7 protein-coding genes are annotated in these 11,334 nt (G+C 40.8%); all 7 read left to right on the top strand.

What is annotated here, in order from left to right; translation table 11 throughout:
- Positions 1–172: 172 nt before the first annotated feature.
- The 7 genes from WMO23_RS09680 to WMO23_RS09650 are packed head-to-tail and all read left to right on the top strand — an operon-like array spanning position 173 to position 11,001.
- Positions 173–2,320 (top strand): NAD-dependent epimerase/dehydratase family protein, encoded by a 2,148-nt coding sequence (locus WMO23_RS09680; protein ID WP_292281361.1) that lies wholly within the window; start codon positions 173–175, stop codon positions 2,318–2,320.
- Positions 2,317–3,207 (top strand): hypothetical protein, encoded by an 891-nt coding sequence (locus WMO23_RS09675; protein ID WP_239639637.1) that lies wholly within the window; start codon positions 2,317–2,319, stop codon positions 3,205–3,207. Before WMO23_RS09680 ends, WMO23_RS09675 begins: the two co-directional genes overlap by 4 nt.
- Complete coding sequence (locus tag WMO23_RS09670; protein WP_020310731.1) at positions 3,200–5,050, top strand: DUF2194 domain-containing protein; 1,851 nt, start codon at positions 3,200–3,202, stop codon at positions 5,048–5,050. Before WMO23_RS09675 ends, WMO23_RS09670 begins: the two co-directional genes overlap by 8 nt.
- Positions 5,047–6,480, top strand: a complete 1,434-nt coding sequence (gene pelF / locus WMO23_RS09665; RefSeq protein ID WP_292281358.1) for a GT4 family glycosyltransferase PelF — start codon at positions 5,047–5,049, stop codon at positions 6,478–6,480. The genes WMO23_RS09670 and pelF overlap by 4 nt, the downstream gene beginning before the upstream one ends.
- A complete protein-coding gene (pelG, locus tag WMO23_RS09660; RefSeq protein ID WP_020310734.1) occupies positions 6,468–7,964 on the top strand; it encodes an exopolysaccharide Pel transporter PelG in 1,497 nt (498 codons plus the stop codon). The genes pelF and pelG overlap by 13 nt, the downstream gene beginning before the upstream one ends.
- The gene (locus tag WMO23_RS09655) at positions 7,945–9,996 is read left to right on the top strand and encodes a coiled-coil domain-containing protein (RefSeq protein WP_020724018.1); all 2,052 of its coding nucleotides are present in this window, start codon (positions 7,945–7,947) and stop codon (positions 9,994–9,996) included. The genes pelG and WMO23_RS09655 overlap by 20 nt, the downstream gene beginning before the upstream one ends.
- Before the next feature lie 27 nt (positions 9,997–10,023).
- Positions 10,024–11,001, top strand: coding sequence for an endo alpha-1,4 polygalactosaminidase (locus tag WMO23_RS09650; RefSeq protein ID WP_292282694.1), 978 nt, complete (start codon positions 10,024–10,026; stop codon positions 10,999–11,001).
- Positions 11,002–11,334: the final 333 nt, after the last annotated feature.

Here is an 11,334-nt window from a genome sequence, read left to right as displayed (position 1 = left end):
CGGAGTTGTTGGAGATGTTCACGGATTGATCTTTCAGTCTACACTATAAAAGTTTACACATAAGAGTTGACACTACCTATAGAACATACAGGGTATAATGATATATAAATATTTTTATAAAAGGTATATGTGATTAAAAAAGGGATTTCTCCATTTGGATAGGGAATATATTATGGCCTCTGAGATTCAAACTATAAAAAAATCTGTATTAATAAAATGTGCTACTTATATAGAACAATCTCTTATCCCGGTTTTTCAAAAGGAAAACTGGGAAGTTTTCCTTTTAGGAAAGAAAAAGACCGATTTCTGCAATGTAACAGCGTATGATTGCAAATCAGATAGGGATGCTTTGCAACAAGTCCTTTCAGTATATCACTTTGATTTGATTGTTTATGACTTGCGGGAAAAAATAGGCATTCAGTCTATTGCATGCTTGGAAGAGTTTTTGCAAGTCGCTTCTACTAGGAGTCAGGGGAAGATACTATTCTTGTCCGGGGCAGACGTTTTAGAGAAAAAGAGAATACCGGCTATAGAAACTACCTTTGTACAGACTGAGAGTAAAGAAGGAAAGTTGCTATCGCGTTTAGAAGCATTGGCGCTGAGTTGGAAACAACAAGGCCTTCATATTACTATACTACGGTTTCCTGATATCTATGGAACGGGAATGGAACGAAAGGATAACTTTATTTCTCAATATCTTTATGCTTGTGCTGAAAATAAAAGTGTACCTTTATATAGGTCAGATGAGAAGCGGGATTTTTTGTCATCTCAAGATGTGGCATATGCCATTTTTCAAACATATGAACGCGGTTATATAGGCGATTATTTGCATTTTGCTTCAGGAAAGCCTTTGACGTATGATGATTTTTATCATATCGTTTGGGAAAATATGGATAAAGAACCTAAAATCGATTCCCATAAACAGGGACATTTTGCACAGGCTATCCTTGATCCGGAACAGGCTAGGAAACAAATTGGTTGGAAGGCTCGGCACAGTTTGGCAGAAAATATAGCTGATGTGTATCGTGATGTTACTCATACGCTTCTCTTCGAAGAAAAGCGTCGACAAAAAGAAAGACAAGAACAACGAGATAAGAAGATAAAAGAACGGATTATGCCTTATGCAGAAAATGTTATCGGAGCCTTGCTGATGTTGTGGCTTATGCAGATTCAAGGTGGAAGTTCTGTTAATCCAATTGTGCCTTTTGACTTTAATTTCTTATATATTGCCGTTATGGGGCTTTTATATGGACGACGTCAAGCTTTTTTGGCAGTGTTTTTTTCATATCTCATTCTCCTAGTATTGAGCTTCGGTAATCTGGGGTTTGGACTTATTGCTGTTATGTACCAGCCAGCAGAATTGCTCCATTTTCTATCGTATTTGGCTATGGGGGTTATTACTGGGTATATTTCTGAACAGTCAAAATTTCGTGATGATGAGAATCGATGGCAGCATTTGCATGACCAGGAACGATATCGTTTTTTATGCCATATGTTTAAAGCTAATGTTAACATCAAGGATAAGATGTATCGGCAGATTGTTAATTCTCAAGATAGCATCGGCCGTATCTATCGTATTGTCAGCACGTTGGATTCTGTTGAACCGGAAAATATATATAACAAGACAGCATTAGTAACGGCGGAGGTTCTCGATGTATCGCAAATTATCATTTATAGCGTGGGTCGAGATAGTGCCTATCTGCGTCAAAAGGTACGCATTGGGGACATGACGGAAGGAGAACCGCATTCGTTGCGCATTGATGATTATCCGTATCTTCAACAAATGATGAAAGAACATAATCTTTTTATCAATCGGGATCTCATTAAGGGCCTTCCTGACTTAGCGGCTCCTATTATTTATGAAGGCCGAGTTATTGCTGTTATCCAGGTTTACCAGATGGATTTTGATAAATGGAGCACTTTTGAATTAAATCTAATGGCAGTTACCAGCCGTTTAGTATCGACATCATTGGCTCGAGCTTATACATGGGAACAGGAAATGATGGAACGTCGTTATATTCCGGGAACGCGGATCCTCAAGGAAAAAGAATTTGTTCATATCATTGAAGAACTCCGGGAACGCCATCAAATGCAGAAGGGATATTCTGTTACGATTGCTAGGATAGACTTGCCAGGCATGACTTATAAGCAAATCGACCAGCGTCTTGGCAACCAGATACGTCTGGAAGATTACATGGGGATTCTGGGGGACTCAGTATGGATTATGTTTACTGATGTGAATAAACAGACCTTGGCATTGATACAGAAGCGTCTGGCCCAAGGCGGGGTGCTCATTTCAGAGGCTAAGGAGGTAATATGATGATTCTTGTCATGCTGGCGGCCTTGTATATCGTAATAGCCTTAGCCTTTGAAATCGTAATTTCTCGTTACTATGGTATCGTTCAAGCTGCGATAGAAATGAGCCTGATAGTACTTTTACCAGGATTCGGTTTTTTCCTCTTATTATTCCTCCATCTGGACATATTCCTTTTTAATCTGAGAAAAGGAAGCATCGAGCCGGAAAAAGACGAAGAGGAAGTATTTTCTTTACAGGATAGAGGCTATAATGCAGAGATTATTCCCATGAATGATCTTTTCCTTCTTGAGGATGCCAAAATGAAGAGGAAATATTTTACTGATGCTATTCGACAGGACATGGTAAGCAATCAGAATATCCTACATAAAGCGGTTTATGATGAAGACCGCGAGATTGCTTATTTTGCGGTATCCTTGATGACTGCAAAATTGCAAGCACTTAGCAATGAATTATTTCATCTTGAACAGAAGCTGAAAAAAAGTCCGGAAAATATTCCTCTTTTGAAAGAATATGCTGCAAAATTAAAATTATTTCTCGACAGCGGATGCGAAGAACAAATGACGAAAAATAAACAACAACGCTCGTATATATCAGCCTTGGCAGTATTGAATCAACAGTTTCCAGACCAAACCATTTACTATGTGGAGCGGATTAATATGCTCATTATTTGCGGCCAGTTGGAAGAAGCCCGTAAAGCTTGTCAGGAATTTTCTGCCCAACATGCAGACAAGGAAGAACCTATATTGATGGAGATAAAATTATACCAAGCGTTGCATGATGCTAAAAAGTTGCAAGAGCGGGTACAGGCGTTGAAGGCATTACCGAAGCGGCTATCACCTGAAGCATTGCGGATTATCCGGTTTTGGGATAAGGAGGTCGTTCATGCATAGAAACGATGCTTTTTGGATTATTGTCATTGTTTTATTCCTCGGCGTATTTTTCCAATATAACCGCATGGATGGCTTTTTGCATCTGTTTAGCGTTGCGAATACTGCGATAAGTTCAGTACAAAGAAGCGACGAACCTTGGAGCCAGGCAGATACGGTAACGCCAGATACATATATTGTTATTTATGATCCTAGTAGTGTAGAGAGTATGTTTTTACGGCATGAAACAGAACGGATGCTCAAAGAAAAGAAAATGAGATTCCAGAGTATTCGTCATGACCAGCCCATTACGATGAATATGTCAACGATTCGAGGCATTATCCTGTCTACTGGTGAACTGGAAAAAATTGTTTCTTTGCCAGCTGTCTTTTCGTATGTTGAACAAGGTGGTACGGCTGTTGTTTTAACGCGATTAAGCCAAAGCCCGGATAAGCCTATACGCCCGGATATACTTTCTAAATTAGGTGTTAGTCGTTGGGATTCCAGGAGTTCATCGGCCACGGCCTTTGGCCTTACTATGAATACTGATTTTTTAGCGGGTAGTAAGGGAATTCAGGTTGAAGGAGATTATCATTATGAAACGATCGTCGATTCATTGCTCCTTTCCGATGATGCCGTTGTCCATGTTAGCGATAATAGCGGCTCCATACCGTTGATTTGGCAAAAAAATTATGGCAAAGGTACGTTCTATATCTATAATGGGTCTGCTCGCTCTGATAAAACAAACCGTGGCTTTTTGATGAGCTTTTTAGCTCATTGTGGAGACGATGTTATTTATCCCGTTGTTGGCTGTAAGTTGTTTTATATTGATGATTTCCCATCACCTATACCTGAAGGCTATCATGAAAAAATCCGCAGTGAATATAATATGACGACCCGTGACTTTTACAGCCGAGTCTGGTGGCCATATATGAAAGATATAAGTAAAAGTGAACATTTAAAATATACAGGAGTCATCATTGAAAGCTACGGGGATCAGGTAAAAGGCCCATTTAAACCGGTTGATGAACAAGAAGGGCGGAATGCACTCCTTACATATGGTACTGATCTTCTTTATATGGGAGGAGAACTGGGAATACATGGCTATAATCATCAGCCTTTGGTTCCGCCGGGATATCAAAACGATGAACCGGATTATGTACCTTGGCAGAATGAAGACGATATGGAAGAAGCCCTTACGGAAATCAACCGTTATGTCCATGAAGCATTCCCTAAGTATAAATTCCGGGCTTATGTACCGCCTTCTAATATTTTAAGTCCCCAAGGGCGAGAGGCCATTTTAGAATCCCTTCCAGACATTCGGATCCTTTCTTCTTTATATGATGGATCGGCTGAAGAGGAAGCTTATTATCAAGAGTTTCAGCGTGAAGAAAATGGGGTTTATGATATTCCACGCATCACTGCCGGGTATAATCCTACGGGACTCGATTTATATTTTGAATGTACTGTGATTACCTCTATCGGTGTTTTTAATCATTTTGTCCACCCTGATGAATTATTTTATGAAGAAAGCAAGGATAAGACTTGGCATATGATGAAAGAAGGCCTCCAAGAATTCCTGAAGCAAATCGACAGCCGTTATGGATGGCTGACAGCCGTTACGGCCTCGGAAAGCCTGCCGTATTTTGATAGTTATTTTAATTTAGATTACCGAGTCCTGCGGAAGCCTGATGAATTAGAAATTCATTGTTGGAACTATACCCATGAGGCATCGTTCCTGTTGAGGTCGACGAAAGAAGTGGCCTCTTCTAAGGACTGTCATGTACAGAAAATAGGTGATGAAATGTATTTTGTAAAGATAACGGGACCAGAAGCTCATATATATTGGAAAGGAAGTTCACTATGAAAATCTGTTTGTTGACAGAAGGCTCGTACCCATATGTTGTTGGTGGAGTATCTTCGTGGGTACAGATGCTCATGACGGGCTTACCGGAGTTTGAATTCACTGTTTATGCTGTAGGTGCCGAAGAAAAAGATCGGGGGAAGTTTAAATATACTTTGCCCAATAATTGCACGGAAATCCAGGAAGAGTTCCTGGATAAAATTCTAGCCCTGCGCTCCCCGGGGATGCAGGAAAATATTTTGAATAATCAACAGCGGCAGGTTTTGTTAGAACTTGTTCGCGGTGACAGTCCGATCGATATGGCCGGACTCGTGGATATTTTCCGTTCTTGTACTTGGAAGAACCCCTTGGATATTTTTATGTCCTCTGATTTTTTCGAGGTCATTCGCCGTGTATACCGGGAACGCTATGATTATTTGCCGTTTACTGATTTTTTTTGGACATTGCGTTCTATGCTGTTGCCATTATTCTATCTTGTGCAACGGGATTTGCCAGAAGCAGATATCTATCATAGTGTAGCTACTGGCTACTGTGGCATCATTGGTTCTATGGCAGCTGAAGTATATCATAAACCATTTATCTTGACGGAACATGGTATTTATTGTCGGGAACGGGAAGCTGAAATCATAAAAAGTGACTGGGCTAAAGGGGATTTCAAGATTATATGGAGTAATTATTTTTATAATCTGGCTAAGATTGCTTATAAACGAGCCAGCAAGGTTTATACATTGTTTGAGCATAATGCTCGGATTGAAGCCGATTTAGGCTGTGATCCGCAGAAGATTCATGTTGTTCCCAATGGGATTCATATGGAAAGATTTTCTGGCATTCCTAAATTGAAAGACCATGGAGGAACCATTAATATTGGGGCTGTAGTTCGGATAGTACCCATCAAAGACATCCTTACGCTGATTCGGTCTTTTTTTCTAGTTCATCAGGAGATGCCGGATACTTATCTGTATATTATGGGGAATATGGAAGAAGACCCGGAATATGTGGTAACTTGTAAGCGAACAACACAGCTTCTTAATTTAGAATCTGCTGTAGAATTTACCGGTACGGTACAGGTAACGGAATATATGCCGAAAATGGACATTATCGTTCAATCGAGCATCAGCGAGGGACAGCCACTGTCGGTATTGGAAGCCTTTGCAGCTCATCGTCCCGTTATTGCGACAGATGTGGGCTGTTGCCGGGAATTAATATATGGTGATAGTACGGATAGCTTGGGGATTGCTGGGGCTGTCGTACCGCCGATGGATTTCAATTCCATGGCCCGGGAAATTTTACGTCTGGCTAGGGATTTCGAATTGCGCTTTCAAATGGCTGAAGTTGGCTATGAACGAACAAAGCGTAATTATACGTATGAACAATTTATTGACTCTTATCGGAATATTTATTTACAGGAAGGGAAAGCAAAATGGCTGGTGTAGGATTTGAGTTAAAAAAATTATTCCGCGCTCGTACAGTGGCTGGTTATCTCAAGGCTTATTCTTTTTCTGCACTGATTACGACGGGACCATTTATCCTGCTTACGGGAATGGTATTGGTTGTACAGCTTTTGTTTCTTTGGTTTCAAGTTCCCAGCTATGAAAATGATATTTTTGTAGCCTCTACGGTGTATGCCTTTATTTTTTCTCAAATTTTCTCATCTGGATTTGTCAAAGTTGTAACTCGTTATTTGTCTGACTGCATATCTACGGATAATTATAATGATTTAACGGCTTCCTGTTTTGGTCTCATCGCTATTCTCTTGTTTTTAGGTAGTATTATAGCTGCTATTTTTTTATGGAATTCTCCTCTTTTATTCGGGGAAAAGCTAGGTGCTTATTTATTTTTTTCCTTATTGATGATCATTGAGGCTGAAAGTCTCTATTTGACAGCGGTAAAAAAATTTAAGCCTCTTATTTGGGGATTTGCCATAGGGGTGTCTCTAAGCATAGTGAGTATCTATTTCATGTTAAAATACTTGACGCTGCAACCGACAATCGCTGCCTTTTTGGGTATCACAGGGGGGTTGACTGTTATTTCAGGCTTCTTTATGATTCAAATCATCCGTTTTTTCGGGATGCCTCGTAAAGGACGTCATTTTGCTTTTTTGCCTTACTTTGACAGAGAATGGCGGCTTTTCCTTTATGCGATTTTGTTTTCGGGAGGAATATTCCTGCCTAATATTATTATTTGGACAAGTCCTAGCTGGGGGGTAACGGTAGCCGGGACTTATCGCTATGCTCCTCTGTATGACATTGTTACTTTCTATGCGTTTTTATCAATGCTGCCAATGATGATTATTTTTGTTGTCTATATGGAAACCCGGTTCTATGAAACTTATTTCAATTACTTTCAAGCCATTACCCGGAAGGGAAATTTTAATGATATTGAAGCTATGCGAAAGACAATGGTTCATACCTTGTGGTTTGAGTTGCGCAGCTCCATGGAATTTCAATTTTTATTTACGATATTGTTTCTGTCTTGCGGGACGTACATATTGTCCTGGGTCCATATTGAAACCCAAGCGGTTAATATGTTTGATGTCCTGCTCATGGCGGTTTACTTTGTGGGTGTTTTTCAAATCTTGGGAGTTATCCTGGAATATTTTAATGCCCAGCGTCAGTTACTTCGTATTACTGTGGTATTTTTTCTGTTAAATGGGGGATTAAATATATTCGGGGTCCTCGTTTTAGGGGAAAGCAGCTACGGTTTTACTTTCTTTATTGCTATGGCTATTTCTCTGTTTTATGCTTGGAAACAACTTTACGCTTATATTATGAATATTAATTATTATATCTTTTGCGGCCAGCCAATGTTTTATCAGCAACACATTGGCTGGCTTACGTTGCTGGCCCGGCGTATGTATGGACCGACCGTGGATTGTTTAGATAAAGAGGATGGTTTTTATGAAACAGAGATTAAGTAGTGCCCCGTTTCGCTGCCTTATTTTGGGAATGGCTTGTACCGCTGTGAGTGTGAGTGTCCGGGCTTCTAATGCAGATACAATGCATGATATTTCTTCGGAATTTGCATCATTGCGCAATGCTCGTGACGAAATACAATATCGCCATCAAGCGGAAGCTGATGACAGGCAAGCCCATTGTGATTTAAAGACAGCTCATCATAATGCGGCCGAAGCTATAAAGAATTGGCGGGAAGCATCAAATAATCTGGCCGTAGCGAAGGAAAATGTTGTGACTTTAGCACAGAATCTGCAGCAGACGCAGCAAAATCTGGATGAAGCCAGGATTATCAGCGCTGAACGGACGAAAGAGGCTATTGCTGCTCAGCAAGCTGTAGCTGATTATGCTGATGGCCTTTATACCATGCAAGGTATAGTAAATGATAAGCGCAATGCCTACGAGTCATTAAACAGTCGAATGCAGACCGTGTCTCAAGAATATGAAGTGGCTATCCGTGATGCGAAAGCGGCGCAGCAGGCTCGGAATGAAGCCATCGTAGCCGCAGCCGTGGAATCGGTAGACTATGCTTTGAATCGTCTTGATGAAGCACAGCAGATAGCTGATGAACGAGAGGCGAACAGCGATAGCGATGTTGAAGCGATTGAAAGTTATTATGATGGACAATTGAATGATTTGAGTAATCAAGTGGAGGCTTCTAGTGATGACCTGGATGCGGCTCAAGAAGAACTTGATAATATGCAGGCATATATGGATGAACTTGTTGAGGCTCAAAATGAGGCAGAGCAGGCAGAAGCTGAAAGTCGTGAGAAAGTGGCTGATTATGAAGCCGATGTTATGAGCCTGTCTGACGATTTGAAGCAGGCTAAAAAAGATGAAATCGATACTGAAATTTATGTCCAAGAAAGCAAAGATTGGATGAACCGGGCTATTTCATTCGAAGGACAACTGATCATAGCAGCACAGCTGCAAGATTATGAATTGGAGCATTTCGGTGAAGGTGCCAGCTTTACAACGGGTGTTGACTACTACTACTGGAATGGCGACTATTCAGGGCATCAACTGTTTATTCCCATGACTTACGCACAACAGGGACGCGTACATGGGCGTAAGGTGGATTTTGGTGTTAGTACGGGCTATATTCGTTCTGATACAGGCGTATCCAATGGTAGTATTTCAGGTATGGTCGATACGCAGTTGGATGTTATGGTTCATAATGACCATCCTATTAACAGCGTGCGTTATCTGTGCAATTTTAATTTTCCTACAGGCCAACATAAATTTTATCAGAATGCAATTGTTCCTGAAGGCGTGGCTCCGTTTACTGATTTTGGGGCTGGTTTTGAATTTACGCCAGGGCTGGAAGTGATTCATCATTATAATGAGCAGGACAGTCTGACTGGGCGTATTCAATATACCTTTCGTGAAAGTTATGAATATTCTAAAGAAGTTAGCCATCGTGACGTATCGCCAGGTGATATTTTTTATCAAGGGCTTAAATATCAGCATATTGGGCCTAAAATGCAGTATTCGATTCAATTTCAACATGATTCCTACGCGCCGGCAAAGCAGGAAAGTATTTTTCGTGATGAATTTGGCTTATGGCATCCAGGAGATACCCAGCATTATACAGATGGAGATGAATGGGATATGCGCCTGTTCTATAACCGTTCAGTAACTCCGAAAGATGAATTATCATTATACACTATTCAAAATCTTACGGAAAAAATGAAAGGCTTTGCGTCTGAAGATTCTTATGCACATTATTATGGAGTTGGTTGGATGCATCATCTCAATAAACAACAAGAATATCATATTATGATGCATTTTAAAGATATATCATCGAGTACGGATCCGTTACATCTTGATCTCAATAATATAGGATATCGTCGGTATTCCCTGGCAGCTGGATATTCATGGCAGCGTTCATCGACTGAATCGATAAGTCTGGATATTGAACGGTATACTCGGCATAATGATGGAGCTAATAGTTATCAGGGCTGGGGGATTGTTGCCAGGTATAATAAGAGTTTGTAAAGGGATTATGCTTTTTAGGAGGTATTTATGATAAGAAAATTCGCAACTGCTGTACTTGTTCTGACGGGGCTGATTTCTATTTCTGGTTGTGTCGGTGCTGACCAGTCACAGACGCCAGAGACCCAAATGGTAAATTTAATAGGGGAAATACGGCAATACACTCAGAAAAAGGATCCTCGTTTTCAAATTCTTGGTAACGGGGCAACAGGTTTATTAGAAGAAACGCCTAATAATAGCGTTCATAATGTTGAAAAACTTATTACTTCTATGGACGGATTTTTAACGGAATCAGTATACTATGTACATGATGGACCGGACAGTGTGAAATCACAGTCCAAAGATTACATAACCTATTTAAAGGCTATGTTTGCTAAACCTAAAATGGCAGGTAAAGCAGTATGGACTTTAGATTATATAAAAGATGCGACGTTACAAGAAGATGATGAAAAAAGGGGACAGGCAGATGGGTATGTGAGTATGGCACTAGCCGGACAGAACCTGGACAGGATACCGGATAAAAAGGCACCGTTTTCCAATACGAAGGACATTAATCGGATACAAGATGCGGAGAACTTCTTGTTTCTGTTGAATCCGGGCTCCTTTTTAAAAAAAGAAGACTATTTAAATGCGCTTAGTAGAACAAGATATGATGTCCTTATTGTTGACTTATACTATGGTGATACGCCTCTTATGAAGAATGATGTGGATTTATTAAAGACAAAGCCACAGGGCGGAAAACGTTTAGTCTTGGCCTATATGAGTATAGGCGAAGCGGCTGATTACCGGCCTTACTGGAAAAATGAATGGAATACGACGAGGCCATCTTGGATTCAGGCCCCGAACCCGGATTGGCCGGGCAGCTTTAAAGTATGCTATTGGTCACCTCAGTGGAAACATATCCTTTATGGCAATAACCAGGCGTATTTAGATCAAATTATAAAAGCTGGATTTGATGGTGTTTTTCTCGATGTTATTGATGCTTGGCAGTATTTTGCTAATAAATGATTTTTTTTGACATAGAGTGCCAACATATGGATGAACGACGAACGATGAACGACGAATATATCGCCGCAGGCGATGATTCGCGACCTGTGAACAGCGATTTCGCTACAAAGCATTTCACGGGATTCCCACAACGGGCCGCCCTTTGGCCGGCCCCTACAGCGACATCTATGATGTCGCGGCGACCGGCGACCTGCGGCCTGCGTCAAGGATTTGAAAAAAATCCTTGACAATCTCTTTACACAGTAGTATACTGAATAAGCTGTCGGGGCAAGGCCCTGACACAGCAGGAGTTTCATCCTGCCGTGGTCTGCGCCATGCAGGCCGGGGTGATTG

The sequence above is a fragment of the Megasphaera intestinihominis genome, assembly GCF_040096415.1.
Lineage (GTDB): Bacteria > Bacillota > Negativicutes > Veillonellales > Megasphaeraceae > Megasphaera > Megasphaera intestinihominis.
This window is presented reverse-complemented; position numbering and strand designations above follow the sequence as displayed.

Bases quoted from the DNA above. Each gene is read 5' to 3' on its own strand.
- WMO23_RS09670 (WP_020310731.1), top strand. From the start codon at position 3,200: ATGCATAGAAACGATGCTTTTTGGATTATTGTCATTGTTTTATTCCTC.
- pelF (WP_292281358.1), top strand. From the start codon at position 5,047: ATGAAAATCTGTTTGTTGACAGAAGGCTCGTACCCATATGTTGTTGGT.
- WMO23_RS09650 (WP_292282694.1), top strand. From the start codon at position 10,024: ATGATAAGAAAATTCGCAACTGCTGTACTTGTTCTGACGGGGCTGATT.
- pelG (WP_020310734.1), top strand. From the start codon at position 6,468: ATGGCTGGTGTAGGATTTGAGTTAAAAAAATTATTCCGCGCTCGTACA.
- WMO23_RS09655 (WP_020724018.1), top strand. From the start codon at position 7,945: ATGAAACAGAGATTAAGTAGTGCCCCGTTTCGCTGCCTTATTTTGGGA.
- WMO23_RS09680 (WP_292281361.1), top strand. From the start codon at position 173: ATGGCCTCTGAGATTCAAACTATAAAAAAATCTGTATTAATAAAATGT.
- WMO23_RS09675 (WP_239639637.1), top strand. From the start codon at position 2,317: ATGATGATTCTTGTCATGCTGGCGGCCTTGTATATCGTAATAGCCTTA.